At 45.4% G+C, this 16,926-nt stretch carries 17 protein-coding genes and 8 tRNA genes; 24 read left to right on the top strand and 1 reads right to left on the bottom strand.

Annotation, left to right across the window (positions count from 1 at the left end; all coding sequences use genetic code 11):
* The 4 genes from FGQ85_RS18640 to FGQ85_RS16980 form a co-directional block, all read left to right on the top strand.
* Nucleotides 1-213: hypothetical protein (locus FGQ85_RS18640; protein WP_207670241.1), on the top strand; the 213-nt coding region annotated here is incomplete at its 5' end.
* A gap of 79 nt (nucleotides 214-292) precedes the next feature.
* On the top strand, nucleotides 293-1,921 hold the full coding sequence (locus FGQ85_RS16970; protein WP_005428627.1) for a recombinase family protein: 1,629 nt from the start codon (nucleotides 293-295) through the stop codon (nucleotides 1,919-1,921).
* A 51-nt stretch (nucleotides 1,922-1,972) separates the two neighbouring features.
* The gene (locus FGQ85_RS16975; protein ID WP_138374069.1) at nucleotides 1,973-2,794 is read left to right on the top strand and encodes an N-acetylmuramoyl-L-alanine amidase; all 822 of its coding nucleotides are present in this window, start codon (nucleotides 1,973-1,975) and stop codon (nucleotides 2,792-2,794) included.
* Between the two features lie 39 nt (nucleotides 2,795-2,833).
* A complete protein-coding gene (locus FGQ85_RS16980) occupies nucleotides 2,834-3,520 on the top strand; it encodes an RNA polymerase sigma factor region1.1 domain-containing protein (protein WP_087167127.1) in 687 nt (228 codons plus the stop codon).
* A 63-nt stretch (nucleotides 3,521-3,583) separates the two neighbouring features.
* Here FGQ85_RS16980 and FGQ85_RS16985 read toward each other — a convergent pair whose 3' ends face one another.
* The gene (locus FGQ85_RS16985) at nucleotides 3,584-4,864 is read right to left on the bottom strand and encodes a hemolysin family protein (RefSeq protein ID WP_087167128.1); all 1,281 of its coding nucleotides are present in this window, start codon (nucleotides 4,862-4,864) and stop codon (nucleotides 3,584-3,586) included.
* 159 nt (nucleotides 4,865-5,023) lie between these two features.
* Between FGQ85_RS16985 and murB the strand changes: the two genes are divergently transcribed.
* From murB to FGQ85_RS17085, 20 genes are all read left to right on the top strand, one after another.
* Nucleotides 5,024-5,962 (top strand): UDP-N-acetylmuramate dehydrogenase, encoded by a 939-nt coding sequence (murB, locus tag FGQ85_RS16990; RefSeq protein ID WP_330680137.1) that lies wholly within the window; start codon nucleotides 5,024-5,026, stop codon nucleotides 5,960-5,962.
* Between the two features lie 31 nt (nucleotides 5,963-5,993).
* Nucleotides 5,994-6,872 (top strand): RNase adapter RapZ, encoded by an 879-nt coding sequence (gene rapZ, locus FGQ85_RS16995; RefSeq protein ID WP_087167130.1) that lies wholly within the window; start codon nucleotides 5,994-5,996, stop codon nucleotides 6,870-6,872.
* Nucleotides 6,873-6,874: 2 nt separating this feature from the next.
* The gene (gene whiA / locus FGQ85_RS17000; RefSeq protein WP_138374070.1) at nucleotides 6,875-7,840 is read left to right on the top strand and encodes a DNA-binding protein WhiA; all 966 of its coding nucleotides are present in this window, start codon (nucleotides 6,875-6,877) and stop codon (nucleotides 7,838-7,840) included.
* Entirely contained in the window at nucleotides 7,837-8,094 is a 258-nt protein-coding gene (locus FGQ85_RS17005) for an HPr family phosphocarrier protein (protein ID WP_087167132.1), read from the top strand. The genes whiA and FGQ85_RS17005 overlap by 4 nt, the downstream gene beginning before the upstream one ends.
* Nucleotides 8,095-8,216: 122 nt before the next feature.
* Nucleotides 8,217-9,200: a YegS/Rv2252/BmrU family lipid kinase gene (locus FGQ85_RS17010; protein WP_138374071.1), complete on the top strand. Its 984-nt coding sequence runs from the start codon at nucleotides 8,217-8,219 to the stop codon at nucleotides 9,198-9,200.
* 49 nt (nucleotides 9,201-9,249) lie between these two features.
* A tRNA-Glu gene (locus tag FGQ85_RS17015) sits at nucleotides 9,250-9,321 on the top strand.
* 26 nt (nucleotides 9,322-9,347) lie between these two features.
* Nucleotides 9,348-10,214: a class II fructose-1,6-bisphosphate aldolase gene (fba, locus tag FGQ85_RS17020; protein WP_087167134.1), complete on the top strand. Its 867-nt coding sequence runs from the start codon at nucleotides 9,348-9,350 to the stop codon at nucleotides 10,212-10,214.
* Nucleotides 10,215-10,289: 75 nt separating this feature from the next.
* On the top strand, nucleotides 10,290-12,410 hold the full coding sequence (locus FGQ85_RS17025) for a glutamine synthetase III (RefSeq protein WP_138374072.1): 2,121 nt from the start codon (nucleotides 10,290-10,292) through the stop codon (nucleotides 12,408-12,410).
* 3 nt (nucleotides 12,411-12,413) lie between these two features.
* Complete coding sequence (locus FGQ85_RS17030; protein WP_087255316.1) at nucleotides 12,414-12,884, top strand: DUF1700 domain-containing protein; 471 nt, start codon at nucleotides 12,414-12,416, stop codon at nucleotides 12,882-12,884.
* 314 nt (nucleotides 12,885-13,198) lie between these two features.
* Nucleotides 13,199-13,402, top strand: a complete 204-nt coding sequence (locus FGQ85_RS17035) for a hypothetical protein (RefSeq protein WP_087255319.1) — start codon at nucleotides 13,199-13,201, stop codon at nucleotides 13,400-13,402.
* Nucleotides 13,403-13,572: 170 nt separating this feature from the next.
* Nucleotides 13,573-14,733 carry a class I SAM-dependent RNA methyltransferase gene (locus tag FGQ85_RS17040; protein ID WP_087167137.1) on the top strand — a complete coding sequence of 387 codons (1,161 nt, stop codon included), beginning with the start codon at nucleotides 13,573-13,575 and terminating at the stop codon, nucleotides 14,731-14,733.
* Nucleotides 14,734-14,759: 26 nt separating this feature from the next.
* Entirely contained in the window at nucleotides 14,760-15,353 is a 594-nt protein-coding gene (gene rdgB, locus FGQ85_RS17045; RefSeq protein ID WP_138374073.1) for an RdgB/HAM1 family non-canonical purine NTP pyrophosphatase, read from the top strand.
* 3 nt (nucleotides 15,354-15,356) lie between these two features.
* Nucleotides 15,357-15,866 carry a metallophosphoesterase gene (locus tag FGQ85_RS17050; protein ID WP_087167139.1) on the top strand — a complete coding sequence of 170 codons (510 nt, stop codon included), beginning with the start codon at nucleotides 15,357-15,359 and terminating at the stop codon, nucleotides 15,864-15,866.
* Between the two features lie 64 nt (nucleotides 15,867-15,930).
* Nucleotides 15,931-16,005 (top strand) — tRNA-Pro (locus FGQ85_RS17055).
* A gap of 34 nt (nucleotides 16,006-16,039) precedes the next feature.
* Nucleotides 16,040-16,110, top strand: a tRNA-Gly gene (locus FGQ85_RS17060).
* 36 nt (nucleotides 16,111-16,146) lie between these two features.
* A tRNA-Arg gene (locus FGQ85_RS17065) sits at nucleotides 16,147-16,220 on the top strand.
* Between the two features lie 7 nt (nucleotides 16,221-16,227).
* Nucleotides 16,228-16,301, top strand: a tRNA-His gene (locus FGQ85_RS17070).
* A gap of 20 nt (nucleotides 16,302-16,321) precedes the next feature.
* Nucleotides 16,322-16,393 (top strand) — tRNA-Gln (locus tag FGQ85_RS17075).
* An 18-nt stretch (nucleotides 16,394-16,411) separates the two neighbouring features.
* Nucleotides 16,412-16,484: transfer RNA gene (locus FGQ85_RS17080), tRNA-Lys, on the top strand.
* 71 nt (nucleotides 16,485-16,555) lie between these two features.
* A tRNA-Leu gene (locus FGQ85_RS17085) sits at nucleotides 16,556-16,636 on the top strand.
* The last annotated feature ends 290 nt before the right edge of the window (nucleotides 16,637-16,926 follow it).

Consider the following 16,926-nt stretch of genomic DNA (forward strand, 5'->3'; position numbering starts at 1 on the left):
TTGAATCAATCTTCCAAAAACATTGATAAATACGATGTTTTTGGAAGATTTACTTTTTATAAAGTGGCAAAGTCGGGGGGGGTTGATAACTTGGCTAAAAAAGAATCTGCACAATATATCGTAGAACGGGAATTTTTAGGTAAATTTTCCGTAGAGGAATTGCTTGTCCGTATCGTGAAATCTCATGTAAAAAAAGGACTATCAAGAGGGTAAAACCCTTGAAAACAATGGAAAGAAGCCGTACTTTATGGTATAATATTATCATAGGTACGGCAGTTGAATAGGTGGAAAAATGATTTATCAAAAAGGTTCAAACTTATTTAACGTGGCTATTTATATCAGATTATCACGAGAGGACGGAGATAAGGAAGAAAGCGATAGTGTAGGAAATCAGAGAAAACTTTTAACAGAATATGTGAACAAGCATGATGACTTTATCTTATATGATGTTTATATTGATGACGGTTTTACGGGAACGAATTTTAATAGACCAGACTTTCATAGAATGATTGCTGACATTGAAGATAACAAGGTAAATTGTGTTGTTGTAAAAGACCTTTCCCGTTTTGGACGAGATTACATTGATACGGGGCGATATTTGGAAAGAATATTTCCAGAGCTTAATGTTCGTTTTATTTCTGTAACAGATAATATTGATAGTATGAAGCAGGCATACGATATGTTACTTCCTATTAAAAATATATTCAACGAACAGTATGCCAGAGATATTTCTAATAAAATTCAAGCGACTGTAAAATCAAAGCAGAAAGCAGGAGAATTTATCGGAGCTTTTACAAGTTATGGTTATAAGAAATCTCCTGCAAATAAAAATAAACTTGTGATTGATGAATATGCGTCTGAAGTTGTAAAAAGAGTATTTACTATGTATGCACAAGGAATAGGAAAACAAAGCATTGCCAAAATACTAAATGCAGAGGGTATCCTTTGTCCGTCGGAATATAAAAAGCTCAACGGCGAAAATTACAAAAATTGCAACCGTTTAGAGAAAACTTCTTATTGGACGTATTCCACGATTAAAGTGATGTTACAAAATGAGCTTTATATTGGAAATATGGTACAAGGAAAGAAACATCAACGTATGAGAAGCAAACAGCGTCCAGTTGAGAAAGAAAACTGGATAAGGGTTGAAAATACACATGAACCGATTATAGACCGTCAACTGTGGGATAAGGTACAAAAACTGCTGACGAAAAAACATAGGGATATTGATTTAGAAACAAATAAAAATATCTTTGCAGGTTTTATCAAGTGTGGCGATTGTGGTCGGGCAATGATGAAAAATTTCTGGCGACGTGCTGACGGAAGTAAGTCCTATTCATTCTATTGTGGAACTTACAAAAGAAGTGGAAAAGATTATTGCACTCCGCACACGCTCCCGTTTCAAGTATTGAATGATATTGTGCTGGGAGATTTAAAGCAGATTATCCGCAATGTAGAGAACTTGCAGGAACTTGTAAAATCACAATCTTTCACAGCAACAAAAATTAGAAAATCAACAGACATAGAATTGACAAAGTTAAAAGCAGAGCTTGAAAGAGTGAAGAAGTTGAAAAAGTCAATTTATGAAGATTACAAAGACGAACTGATTTCTAAAGAAGAATTTCTTTCTTATCGAGAGGACTATCAACAAAAAGAAACGCTTTACTCCAAACAGATTGAAACGCTGGAAGAAAAGAAAAAGGAAAGTGTAACAGAAGATGTTTTTGAAACACCGTGGTTAAGGCGGTTGTTGGAACTGAAAGACATTGAAGAATTAGACAGAGATATTATTGTGGAAATGATAGACCAGATAACAGTTTATGAAAACCGCAAACTTAAAATCTCATACAACTTCGGAAATGAGCTGGAACATTTATTTTCAAGCGTTTACTGTGAGGACTTGGAGAAAAAGGCTATCTAATCTCAATACATTTCTAACTCCCCATATATACTGGGGAATACATATCACAATTTGCGTAAACTACAATCAGCACACGGCGGAAGAGATCCGGGTGCTGTTTACAAAGGAAGACAGGAGAAAGATGACGCACTTCAGATGGTACTGGCGGTGGGAGAGATTCTGGAAAACCGGGGAATTGACGTTCAGTATACGCGGACAACAGACATCTACGAGACACCGTATCAGAAAGCGATGAAAGCAAATGAGGCCGGAGTGGATTATTTTATTTCGATCCACCGGAATTCCTACCCGGCGGACAATGCAGTGTCCGGGGTGGAAAGTCTCGTATATGATCTTTCAGGAATCAAATATGAGATGGCTGAGGATATCAATGACCAGCTGGAGACAATCGGTTTCCGGAATCTGGGAGTGAAGGCAAGACCGAATCTGGTCGTCCTGAAACGGACGAAGATGCCGGCCGTTCTTGTGGAACTGGGATTTATCAATTCCGACACGGATAATCAGATTTTTGATGAGAATTTTGACGCTATTGCTCTGGCAATCGCTGAGGGAATTCTTGATACACTGATGCAGCGCCCGGATACGGACCTGGACAGTGAACCGGAGGAAATGCCGGGGGTGACGCCGGAAACAGAGACGGAGGAAACAGAAGAAGAGGCCCGCTACCACATTCAGGCCGGTGCATTCCGTAATCCGGACAATGCACAAAGGCTGAAGGACGAACTGATTGCAGATGAATTCCCGGCTTTTATCAGCCATGAGGGACCATATTATAAAGTGCTGACAGGAAATTTTGCTTCCGTCGACAAAGCAGCGGATACCGAGCAGGCACTGAAACGGGCCGGATATCAGACGGTGATTGTATCAGAATAAAGACAGATACCGGCACGAAAAAGAAAAGGAGAAATACAGATGGCAGACAGACTGGAATTTCAGGGAAAACTTGGATGGATTCTGGAAGAGGCAAAGCGGCAGGATAACAGGATCCGGAAAGAAGAAATCGAGAAATATTTTGAAGATGACCATTTAAGCGACGAACAGATGGAGCTGGTATACGACTACCTTTTGTCTCAGAAGGTAGCCGTATCAGGATACGAAAGAAAGCATGGGAGAATTCTGACAGAAGAGGAAAGGGAGAAATCCTATTCAGAGGAAGAAAAGCGCTATCTTCGCAATTATCAGATGGAGTTAAGAGAAGTGCAGGGAGAGCAAAAAGGACTTTCCGAATTTCTGGAAAAAGTACTGGGGATCGCGGAATCTGTCCATGACGGGAGCGTTTTTCTCGGGGATCTGGTACAGGAAGGAAATGTCAGCCTGATGCTGGCGCTTCAGGAGACAGAAGACGAAGAAAAGATTCTGGAAGCGGTACAGGAGGGGATCGAGGCATTTCAGGAAGAGCAGAAAGACGTCCATGTCAGAGACCGGAAGATGGTTGAGAAGGTGGACGAGCTGGAAAGACAGATCAAAAAGCTCAAAGAAGAGATGGGCAGAAAGATTACACTGGAAGAACTTGCCCTTTATACGGACAGGAGCGAGGCGGAAATCCGCTCTGTTTTAAAGCTTGCGGGCGAGGAAGTGAAAGACGAAGAAGAAAACTGACAGATAAACAAAGCGCCGTGCCGGAGCAGATCCGGGAACGGCGCTTTGTTGTTTTCTGATTTATCAGTTTTCCTCTTTGTCCGGATGGATCCAGTGAGGCGGAAGATAGACATGGACACTCTCGATACGGTTTTTATCCAGCTTTTCCACTACCAGGCGGACGCCGTCCGCAGTCGTGACCTCGTCACCGGCAGCAGGAAGGCGGTCGAGATGCTCGATGATAAAGCCGCCAAGAGAATCGTAGTCATCAGATTCCAGATTCAGCCCAAGCTCATCGTTCAGGTCATCCAGGTTGGTAGAGCCCTCTACAATATACTCATGAGTTCCCAGTTCTTTTACGTCCTCTTCTTCATCCTCGTCATACTCGTCATGAATCTCTCCTACAATTTCCTCGAGGATATCTTCCAGTGTGATGAGGCCGGCCGTCTCGCCGTATTCGTCGAGGACGATCGCGATGTTGAATTTAGCCTCCCGCATTTCGACAAGGAGCTCGGAGATATTTTTATATTCATAAGTAAAGTATGCGTCCCGCAAAATATCACGGACATGAAATTCTTTTGTGTTGTCATATAAAAGAAGATCTTTCATATTAATAGTACCAACCACGTTGTCCGTTGTATTTTCGTAGATCGGAAGCCGTGTGAATTTATCCTCGCGGAAGATCTCGATCAGTTCATCGTAGGTGCTGTTGATATCGGCAAATGTCACATGGACTCTCGGGACCATGACATCTTTTGCCTTGGCGTCTCCAAGATCAAATACATTGTAGATCATTTCTTTTTCTTCGGATTCGATGACGCCGTCTTCGTGGCTGACATCTACGATGGTACGAAGTTCAGTCTCCGTCATGGTACGGCTCTGAGCATTCGCATCGATGTGAAGAAGAAAAAGTACTGCTTTGGAAAGCAGATTGATCAGGGCAACGAGCGGTGACATGATTCTGGTAAAAAACTTGACAATCGGCGCGTAAATCAAAGAGATCTTTTCAGGATACAGTGTCGCGGTCGTTTTTGGCGTAATCTCTCCGAAAAGCAGGATCAGGATGGTGATCGCTGCATTGGCGACGACAATTGCGGAGCCGCCGAATTGATAAGCAATACTCGTAGTAAGGGATGAGGCGGAAAGATTGACAACGTTGTTTCCGATCAGGATGGCAGTCAACATCTGAGGGGAATGCTCGGAAAGCCAGAGCACCATTTTTGCACGCTTGTTTCCCTCGTCTGCCAGAGAACGCATACGGATCTTGTTAGCCGTAGTAAGAGATGTCTCCGCGGAAGAAAAGAATGCGGAAAACGCCAGTAAACATATGAGAATTACAATTTGTATGACTGTACTCGAGTCCAAGAAAAGTTCACTCCTTTTGATAAATAATACTGATTTCTATACTATCGTATTTTTTCTGAATTTGCAAGAGTTCATTGAATTTGAACAGTCTTTGATGTATGATAAGACAATGAAATGGAAACAGACTATGATGGAAAGAACATTTTGGAGAATAGGCAGATGAATATGAACAGAGAATTTTATGAGAAACTGTGTGGATGTACGGCACCGGAACGGGTAAAAGAGCAGGAACCGATGGCAAGACATACGACTTTCAGGGTCGGCGGGCCGGCAGACTACTTTGTTTCACCATCAGACAGCGAAGAAATCAAAAAGCTGACAGAGCTTTGTAAAAAAGAGGGAGTACAGTATTATATCGTTGGAAACGGAAGTAATCTTCTGGTGAGCGATGACGGATACCGGGGTGTCATTATCGCGATCGGCAGGGAAATGTCGGGAATTGAAGTCCGGGGAGAGCAAATCCGGGCACAGGCAGGTGCCCTGATGAGCCAGATTGCGGCAGCGGCACTGGAGAATGAACTTGCCGGATTTGAGTTTGCATCCGGAATTCCCGGAACGATCGGAGGAGCTGCGGTCATGAACGCGGGAGCCTACGGCGGGGAGATGAAAGATGTTATTGTACAGGTGACGGCTCTTGACCGGGACGGAAATACGATTGTCCTTTCACAGGATGAACTGGAATTCGGATACCGGACAAGCGCCGTGATGAAGCGTGGCTGCATTGTGCTGGAGGCATGCATCCGTCTGGAAAAAGGAAGCAGGGAGGAGATCCTTATGAAAATGGAGGATTTCAAGCAGAGAAGGATCACCAAGCAGCCTCTGGAGTACCCGAGCGCAGGGAGCACATTTAAGCGCCCGGAAGGATATTTTGCCGGGAAACTGATTCAGGATGCGGGTCTTCGGGGATTTACGGTCGGAGGAGCGCAGGTATCGGAAAAGCACAGCGGTTTCGTGATCAATAAAGGCGGGGCTACAGCTGATGATGTGAACCGTTTGATGCAGGAAGTATCGGACCGGGTATACCGGGCATTTGGTGTCAGGCTGGAGCCGGAAGTAAGAAGGATTGGGGAATTCAGGAACAGACGGGACGAAAGATAAGAGATACAAGAAAGAAAAGGCGGTATGAAATATGCGGATTGTAATTGTGACGGGCATTTCGGGAGCGGGCAAATCAACAGCGCTTAAGATGCTGGAAGATGTAGGATATTTCTGCGTGGATAATCTGCCGGTCCCGCTTCTGCCGAAATTTATGGAGATGCTGATCCTCCCGGGATCAGAATATACGAAGGTGGCGCTTGGAATTGATATCCGAAGCAGTCAGAAATTTGTACAGCTTCAGGAGACTTTGGAAAAGCTGAGAGAAAAGGGCGTAAAATTCGAAATCCTGTTTCTTGACGCTTCGGATCAGGCATTGATCAAACGGTATAAGGAGACGAGGCGGAGCCATCCGCTTGCCGGCGAGGGCAGGGTGGATAAAGGCATTGACGAAGAGAGAAGGCGGCTTGTGTTTCTGAAACAGCAGGCGGACTATATCATTGATACAAGCCAGATGCTTACAAGAGAGCTTCGCGCCGAAATCCATAAGATTTTTGTGGAGAACAAAAACTATAAAAATCTGTATGTGACGATCCTCTCCTTTGGATTCAAATATGGAATTCCCGGGGATGCGGATCTGGTGTTTGATGTACGGTTTCTTCCGAATCCGTACTATATTACGGAGCTGCGCCCGATGAGCGGAAATGATGCTCCGGTCAGGGACTATGTAATGAACAGCGAAACTGCAAGGATTTTTCTCGATAAACTGACGGACATGGTACAGTTTCTGATTCCGAACTATGTGGCGGAGGGAAAAAACCAGCTTGTCATTGCGATCGGGTGTACCGGAGGCAAACACAGGTCTGTCACGCTTGCCAACGCATTGTACTATGCCCTGGAACAGGAAGAAGGATACGGGCTGAAGATCGAGCACAGGGACATTGAAAAGGATGCCCGGGTGAAAGGAATATAAAGATGTCATTTTCAGGAAAGGTAAAGGAGGAGCTGGCAGGACAGATAAGCAGCGCAAGACACTGCCAGATTGCAGAATGCGCGGCAATTCTGTGTTTTTCGGCCGGAGCATCTCTGGAAGAGGGGGAGCAGACATACTTAAGGCTCAGCACGGAAAATATTGCAGTTGCAAGAAAGTACTTTACATTATTGGAAAAAGCGTTTAATATAAAGGCTGAAATTTCTATCCGTAGAAATCAGGACAAAAAAAGTATTTTATATTTGATAACAGTAGGAGGCCGGAAACATACCGACAGAATCCAGCAGGCGGCAAAGCTTGTCAGGGATCCAGAAAAACAGGCGGGATTTTCCGGAGTGAGCAGTCTCGTTTTCCAGAACGGGTGCTGCAAAAGGGCATTCCTTCGGGGAGCCTTTCTGACAGCGGGATCCATGAGTGACCCGCACAAATCTTATCATTTTGAAATTGTATGTGCGTCCGGGGAAAAGGCGACTCTTCTTCAGAAGATGATGCATGGCTTTGAGATGGACGCAAAAGTGGTGAAACGGAAGAAGTCGTTTGTCGTGTATTTAAAAGAAGGTACTCAGATCTCACTTGCACTGAATGTGATGGATGCGCCGGTTGCCCTCATGGAATTTGAGAACATCCGGATTCTGAAAGAGATGCGGAACTCGGTAAACCGTAAGGTGAACTGTGAAACCGCCAATATTCAGAAGACCGTGTCCGCTGCAGTCAATCAGATGGAAGATATCGAATATATCAGAGATCATATGGGATTTGAAAAGCTTTCCGATGGATTGAGGGATATGGCCATGGCCCGTCTGCAGTATCCGGAAGCGACATTGAAAGAGCTTGGAGAGCTGATGCCGGAACCGGTTGGCAAGTCCGGAGTCAACCACAGGCTGCGCCGTCTAGGCGAAATTGCTGAGAAGTTAAGAAAAGCAAATGGAGTTCAAGGAGGTACAAAATGATTAAGAAACCATTGAAGATCAAATGTGACGACGGATTGGATGCAAGACCGATCGCTTTGCTTGTACAGGAGGCAAGTCAGTATGAAAGCCGTGTGTTCATTGAGATCGGCAGCAAGAAGATCAACGCGAAAAGCATTATGGGCATGATGAGCCTGAAATTAAGCGGAGGCGAAGATCTGACGGTGGTTGCAGAAGGCGTCGACGAAGAAGCAGCAGCAAATGGCATTGAGAAATTCCTGGAACATGCAAGATAGTTCCGTGACATACATAGAAACAGGAGAGAATGAGAAGGGTGTTGCCGGTCAAGAAGGTTAACATCCTTTTCCTGTCGTTTCAGCAAACAGGCAAGAGGTTTTAGTAAAGGTGGCAGCAGGAGATGAAAAAGATTTTATTTATTTATAATCCCAATGCAGGAAAAGGGCTTTTGAAGCCGAAATTATCTGACATCGTGGATCTGTTCGTAAAAAGCGGATGTGAAGTTGTGATTTATCCGACACAGAGTTATCACGATGCATACAAAAAAGTCATGAAATTCAAAGAGGATTATGATATCGTCGTGTGCAGCGGCGGAGACGGAACACTGGATGAAGTTGTTACCGGAATGATGAAGCGGGGAAGCAGGATACCGGTCGGATACATTCCAACAGGTACGACCAACGATTTTGCGAACAGTCTTCATATTCCAAAAGATCTTTTGAGCGCGGCTGACGCAGCGGTCAACGGCAAGCCGTTTCATTGTGATATCGGCCAGTTCAACGATGATTATTTCGTGTATGTGGCGGCCTTCGGTCTGTTTACCGACGTCTCCTATCAGACGAAGCAGGAAATGAAGAACATGCTCGGACATCTGGCATACTTGCTGGAAGGTGCGAAACGGCTGTTTGATATTCCGTCCTATCATGTCAAGGTGACATACGATGAGACAGAGATCGAGGATGATTTTCTATTCTGTTCCGTGACAAATTCCAGATCCATGGGAGGGTTCCGCAATATGTTCGGCCACGAAGTGGAGTTTGACGACGGAGAATTTGAAGCAACCCTTATCAGATCACCGAAAAATCTTCTAGAGCTTCAGAGCATTGTCACCGCTTTGATGAGCAAGGAGAAAAACTCCACCTATATTTATAATATCAAAGCAAAAACAATAACTTTTGAGTCCCTTGAAGAGATTCCGTGGACGCTGGACGGAGAATTCGGAGGGGAATTTGACAGGGTACGGATCAAAAACAGACAGCAGGAACTCTGTATTATGGTTCCGGAAGAAAAGGCCCAGGAGTTGATTCATCATCCGTACGAAGAATTGTCTGAAAATAATGATGAAAATAACGAAAAAAAAGACTTGTATATTTCGGGAAAATAGTATACAATAAGCAAGTGAGGTAACACAGACGTGTTCTTCACTGGCACATGGCCCCCTGGTCAAGCGGTTAAGACGCCACCCTCTCACGGTGGAATCAGGGGTTCGATTCCCCTGGGGGTCATATCTTAGAGAAGTGGAGGAAAAATTATGTTAGTATCAGCAGCAGAAATGTTAAAAAAAGCAAAAGCAGGACATTATGCAGTAGGTCAGTTCAATATTAACAACCTGGAATGGACAAAAGCGATTCTGACAGCGGCAGAGGAGACAAAATCCCCGGTTATCCTGGGTGTGTCCGAAGGTGCCGGAAAATACATGACAGGCTTTAAAACAGTAGTCGGAATGGTTAACGGCATGCTGGAAGAGATGAAAATCACAGTTCCGGTTGCACTTCACTTAGACCACGGTACTTACGAAGGATGCCAGAAATGCATCGAAGCAGGTTTTTCTTCCATTATGTTTGACGGTTCTCACTACCCGATCGAGGAGAACGTAGCCAAGACAAAAGAACTTGCAGCTATCTGCAAGGAAAAAGGAATGTCTCTGGAAGCAGAGGTTGGTTCCATCGGCGGCGAAGAGGACGGTGTTGTCGGAGCCGGCGAATGTGCAGATCCGCAGGAATGCAAGATGATCGCTGATCTCGGCGTTGACATGCTTGCAGCCGGAATCGGAAACATTCACGGAGTATATCCGGAAAACTGGCAGGGACTGAGCTTTGAAACTCTTGATGCAATCCAGGAACTTACAGGCGATATGCCGCTGGTACTTCACGGAGGTACAGGTATTCCGGATGACATGATCAAAAAGGCAATCAGCCTTGGAGTGGCAAAGATCAATGTAAATACAGAATGCCAGCTTGTATTTGCAGAAGCTACACGCAAATACATCGAAGAAGGTAAAGACAAAGAAAAGAAAGGCTTTGACCCTCGTAAATTATTAAAACCGGGTACAGAAGCTATCGTTGAAAAAGTAAAAGAAAAAATGGAATTATTCGGCTCTGTTGGAAAAGCTGAATAATCGAAACAAGAGAATAAAAGGCATTCCACTTGTATGGAGTGCCTTTTTCTGTATAAAGAATATGGAGGAGAAAGCATGGAGGACAACAAAAAGGTGATCAATGTAGCAGAGATTTTCGGGGAAAATGTATTTAACGATACCGTAATGCAGGAGCGTCTGCCGAAGAAGATTTACAAAGAGCTGAGACGGACGATCGAAGAGGGAAAAGAACTGGATATTGCTACAGCGGATGTGATTGCCCATGAGATGAAAGAATGGGCAATAGAAAAAGGAGCCACACATTATACGCACTGGTTTCAGCCTCTTACCGGGGTCACGGCGGAAAAGCACGATTCCTTTATTTCTGCACCGATGGCGAATGGAAAGGTGCTGATGAGCTTTTCGGGAAAAGAACTGATCAAAGGGGAACCGGATGCATCTTCTTTCCCGTCAGGAGGACTTCGGGCTACATTTGAAGCCCGCGGGTATACTGCATGGGATCCTACGTCTCCTGCGTTTGTGAAGAAAGACGAAAATGGATGTATTCTCTATGTTCCGACTGCTTTCTGCTCTTATACAGGAGAAGCGCTGGATCAGAAGACACCGCTTCTCAGATCGATGGAAGCAATTAATAAACAGGCACTGCGCTTTCTGCGCCTGTTCGGAAATACGACGTCAAAGCGCGTAAAGCCGTCGGTCGGCATTGAGCAGGAATATTTCCTTGTAGACCGGAAAAAATATCTGAAAAGAAAAGATCTTGTATTTACAGGCCGTACACTTTTTGGAGCAATGCCTCCGAAAGGACAAGAGCTGGATGACCATTATTTCGGAAGCATCCGCGCCAGGATCGCGGCATTTATGAAAGAAGTCAATGAGGAGCTCTGGAGACTGGGCGTGACTGCAAAGACACAGCACAATGAAGTTGCTCCGGCCCAGCACGAGCTGGCTCCGATTTATGTAGAGTGCAACGTGGCGGTTGACCACAACCAGCTGATTATGGAGACGTTGAAAAAGGTAGCGGAACGGCAGGGACTTCACTGCCTGCTTCACGAGAAGCCGTTCGCAGGAGTGAACGGATCAGGAAAGCATGACAACTGGTCTCTGACAACCGATGACGGGAAAAATCTTCTGGATCCGGGAAAAACACCTCATGAGAACATTCAGTTCCTTCTGATGCTTCTCTGTGTGCTCAGAGCTGTAGACAGACATGCGGACCTTTTAAGAGAGTCTGCGGCAGATCCGGGAAATGACCACAGACTTGGATCCAGCGAGGCGCCGCCGGCAATCATTTCCGTCTTCCTTGGAGAACAGCTGGAGGATGTGCTGGAACAGCTTGTTATTTCTGGAAATGCGACACACAGTATTAAAGGCGGAAAGCTCCAGACAGGCGTCAAAGCGCTTCCGGGTCTGAATAAGGACGCGACAGACAGGAACAGAACTTCACCGTTTGCCTTTACAGGTAACAAGTTTGAATTTCGTATGCTCGGCTCCAGAGATTCTGCGGCTGCGCCGAATATCGTATTAAATACGATTGTGGCAGAGGCTCTCTGCGATGCCTGCGACATTCTGGAACAGTCGGAGGACTTTGAACAGGCTGTACATGATCTGATCAAGGAATATGCGACGGAGCATCAGAAGATTGTGTTCAACGGCAACGGTTATTCAGAAGAATGGGTAAAAGAGGCGGAAAGAAGAGGGCTTCCAAATCTTCCGTCCATGGTGGACGCGATTCCGGCGCTTGTAGCAGATAAAAACGTGGAAATGTTTGAAAAATTCCATGTATTTACAAGAGCGGAGCTGGATTCCCGTGCAGAAATCAAATATGAAGCCTATGCAAAAGCGGTGAATATTGAAGCCCGTACGATGATTGATATTGCAAGCAAACACATTATTCCAGCGGTAATCCGCGGAACAAAGACGTTGGCTGAGACTGTCAACGCAGTGGTACAGGCAGGTGTAGACGCTGAGGTGCAAAGAGATCTTCTGATTGAAACAAGCAGCCTCTTAAAAGAGACAAAAGCAGCACTCACCACACTGGAGCAGGTGACACAGGAGGCATCCACCAAAGAAGAAGGGAAGGTACAGGCAGAATACTTCCACGAACAGGTAGTTCCGGCTATGGAAGCACTCAGAATTCCGGTTGACAGACTGGAAATGATTGTGGATAAGGAAATCTGGCCGATGCCGTCTTACGGGGATTTGATTTTTGAGGTATAAGAGATGAATCGAAGCGAATTTTTGAATAAACTGCGCGAAGCTCTCGAAAACGATCTGAATGCGCAGGCGGTTCAGGAGAATATCGAATACTATGATTCTTATATAAGAAGCGAGATAAAAAACGGCAGAACGGAGCAGGAGATACTGGATATGCTTGGCGATCCGTGGGTGATTGCCCGCACGATCATTAATTCCGCTGAAAATGAACGGGACTACTACGGCGGCACCTCCGGTGCCTACGGTTCCGGGCAGAGTATGTATACAGAAGAAGAGGAAGAAAAGGAGATCCGTCATCCGATTCTTCACCTGATGGGGATTGACACATGGTGGAAGCGACTCTTGTTTTTTGCCGGCGTCATCATTGTCTTTCTGATTATTGTATCGATTGTGACCGGCCTGATTGCTGCTGTGCTGCCATTTGCACTGCCGCTTTTGATTCTTATTCTCGTTCTCCGCATCATGGGAGGACGATAACAAAAGAAAAGGAGGTACTGTCTGTGCGGCAGTACCTCCTTATTTCAGAAACTTAAAATAAAAGACCGATGGGGGAGCCACCGGTCTTTTGAGGGGAGTATAAATAATTAATAAGGGGTGTAGAAAGCCTGCTTTCTACAAAAGTTAGTATAATATAAGATAAAGAAAAAAGCAAGCAAAATGTTAAAAAATACTAAAGAATCGGAAGAAAATCTTATTTTTCCTGTCCACTTTTTGGAAAAACGCAAGTGTATAAACTAGTTTAAACCGAGCATACTAAAAGCGTACCATAATTCAATAAGGAGGACATGGAAATGGCAAAAAACTACAAAAACACAAATAATATGAACAAAAACAACAGCGAGAACAATTCTTACAGCTCTTCTTACGGAAATATGCACACTCAGAACAGCAAACAGACAGACCGTACGAAAAACGCTGCAAAAAACAAAAACACAAATAAGACAACAGACTGCCATACCAAGGACTACAGCGATTACAACAACAGCAACTATTAGGAATATGGTCTCAGGAAACAGAATTTCCCCGCTTTCATCACTAAGAAAGCGGGGAGGTTTTTTTGTGGGAAGTCCGGAACGGCGGCATCTGGTAAAAAAAGACTTTATTGACAAGCGGGCGGACAGCACGTAAGATATAGTAAGAAGAAAATCGGAAATGGAGAAGCAATATGCAGATAGAATACGTTGTACCGTGCCACTTCGGCCTGGAGGCGGTACTCAAAAGAGAGATCCGGGATCTCGGTTATGAGATTTCACAGGTGGAGGACGGAAGGGTGTCCTTTTACGGGGATGAGCTGGCATTGTGCCGGGCAAATCTGTTCCTGCGTTCCGCAGAGCGGGTCCTTCTGAAGGCGGGCGAATTTTCTGCGGGTACATTTGAAGAGCTCTTTCAGGGGACGAAGCAGATCCCGTGGGAGCAGTACATACCGGAGAACGGAAAGTTCTGGGTGGCAAAGGCAGCATCGGTCAAAAGCCGTCTGTTCAGCCCGTCTGACATTCAGTCCATCATGAAGAAGGCGATGGTGGAGCGGATGAAGGAACATTATCATAAGAACTGGTTCCCGGAAGATGGAAGTGAATATCCGGTGCGTGTCTTTATCAAGAAAGATGTTGTGACAGTGGGGATTGATACGACGGGAGAATCTCTGCACAAGAGGGGATATCGTCCGCAGAGCGGAAAGGCTCCGATTTCAGAAACACTGGCGGCGGCATTGATTCTGCTTACTCCCTGGAAGAGAGACCGGATTCTGGTAGATCCGTTCTGCGGAAGCGGGACTTTCGTGATTGAGGCAGCCATGATGGCGGCAGACATTGCGCCGGGAATGAACCGGGAGTTTACTGCGGAGAACTGGGGCAATCTGATCCCGAAAAAGCATTGGTATGAGGCGTCTACGGAGGCGCAGGACAGGATCAGACAGGATGTGACCGCAGACATCCAGGGATATGACATTGATGCGGAAGTCATCCGTACCGCCCGGAAAAACGCGGTAAACGCAGGGGTAGATCATCTGATCCACTTCCAGCAGAGGGCGGTCAGGGATTTGAGACATCCAAAGCCGTACGGATTTATTATTACCAATCCGCCTTATGGAGAACGTCTGGAGGAAAAGGAGACACTCCCGCAGATCTATCAGGATTTTGGAGAGAGCTTCCGCGGGTTGAAAGACTGGTCGGCCTATATGATCACAAGCTATGAGGACACAGAGCGGTGGTTTGGAAGAAAGGCGGATAAGAACCGCAAGATTTACAATGGAATGATCAAGACCTATTTTTACCAGTTTATGGGGCCGAAGCCGCCAAGAAGGAAAAAAGAGGAGCAGGGTGTATAAAAACAGGAGAAAGAAGGAAGAGTAAGATGAGCAGAATTGTATTTGCCACAGGCAATGCCGATAAGATGGTGGAGATCAGGGAGATTTTAAAAGATCTTGGCATGGAGATACTTTCCATGAAAGAGGCAGGGGTGAACCCGGAAATCGTTGAGGATGGATCTACATTTGAGGAGAACGCGCTGATTAAGGCGAGAGCAGTTCATGCGCTTCTGCCGGACGATATTGTGATGGCGGACGATTCAGGGCTTGAAATCGACTATCTGAACAAGGAGCCGGGCATCTATTCTGCCAGATACATGGGGGCAGATACTTCCTATGATATCAAGAATGGTGAACTCCTAAGACGTATGGAGGGTGTGCCGGATGAAAAGAGGACCGCACGGTTTGTATGTGCGATTGCAGCAGTCTTTCCGGATGGAGAGGAGAAGACAACACTTGGTATAATCGAGGGCAGAGTCGGCTATGAAATCAAAGGTGAACACGGATTCGGCTATGATCCGATCTTTTACCTGCCTGAGTACGGATGCACTACGGCAGAGCTTCCGCCGGAAAAGAAAAATGAAATCAGCCACAGGGGAAGAGGGCTCCGGCAGATGAAGAAGATGATAGAGGAGAGATAGTGGATGAAAAAAAAGAAAATCCTGGTAGTAAGTGATACTCATAAAATACATACGAATTTCGAGAAGGTTCTGGAACAGGAGAAACCGGTAGACTTTCTCTTTCATGCAGGTGATGTTGAAGGAAGAGAGTGGGAAATTCAGTATGGAAGCGGATGCCCGGCCTACGTGGTAGCCGGAAACAATGACTTCTTTGGTGAGCTTCCGCCGGAAGTGGAAATACAGATGGAGACGCACAAGATTTTTATGACACATGGACATCATTATTTTGTATCCATGACTCTGGATCATCTCAGAAGAGAGGCAAGAGCAAGAGGAGCGGACATTGTTATTTTCGGCCATACACACAAGCCTTGTCTGAAGTTTGAAAAAGACATGATTATCATGAATCCGGGCAGCCTTACCTACCCTCGGCAGGAGAACCGGCTGCCGAGTTATATTGTTCTGGAGATGGCAGAAGACGGCACTGTGACGGGTGAAATCAGATATGTAGAAAAAAATGAAAAAAGTTGTTGACAAATATCAGGAGTTCATATATAATAACTTTTGTCGTCAGGAAAAAACAGATGAGACGAAAAAACGGGGTGTGGCTCAGCTTGGCTAGAGCGCCTGGTTTGGGACCAGGAGGCCGCAGGTTCGAATCCTGTCACCCCGATTCCTGGTAGAGACAGGAATCAATATTGCGATCTGCGGGTGTAGTTCAATGGTAGAACACCAGCCTTCCAAGCTGGATACGTGGGTTCGATTCCCATCACCCGCTTTCTTAAAGCAGGATATGCTTTAAGAACTATACAATGTGTCTGTAGCTCAGCTGGATAGAGCAACGGCCTTCTAAGCCGTAGGTCCTGGGTTCGAATCCCCGCAGGCACGTTTCATGGTGGATATAGCGCAGTTGGTTAGCGCGCCAGATTGTGGCTCTGGAGGCCCAGGGTTCGAATCCCTGTATCCACCCTAGTCCCAATATGGGCTGTTGGGCTATCGCCAAGCGGTAAGGCACAGGACTTTGACTCCTGCACTCGTTGGTTCGAATCCAACTAGCCCAGGTTTGAATTATATTATACGGGCGTGTAGCTCAGTCGGTAGAGCACTTGACTTTTAATCAAGTTGTCCGGGGTTCGAATCCCCGCACGCTCACTTTAGACAAGCAGTACTGCTTGTCTATTCTTTTATCTGAGGCCTTGCAAAATAAGGCCGGATTAATGTACGCGGATGTGGCGGAACTGGCAGACGCGCCAGACTTAGGATCTGGTGTCCATGACGTGCAGGTTCGATTCCTGTCATCCGCAGTCGCAAAAGCCCGAAATAGCGGGCTTTTTTATTTTGTGTTCTATAGTATTTCATATATTTTTTCCCTTTGTTTAATTTAGTCATTTTCCAATTATTAGTGTGGTTCTTTTCTGCCAGATTAGAATTCGTATGAGATGTGTCATAGAAGTTTTTTACTGTGTTTTCTGTTTTTCAGCTATTTCATTGCAGCTTTATGACAGGGTGATTAAAAACTAGTGTACTGACCTGCTGATTTTTAGCAATACTGCCACCTCATTAAGAGGCAGTAGTAAATGTGGGATACAGCGAA

Origin of the sequence: Pseudoflavonifractor sp. BSD2780061688st1 E11 (assembly GCF_005844125.1) — a bacterium.
GTDB classification, from domain to species: domain Bacteria; phylum Bacillota; class Clostridia; order Lachnospirales; family Lachnospiraceae; genus Sellimonas; species Sellimonas catena.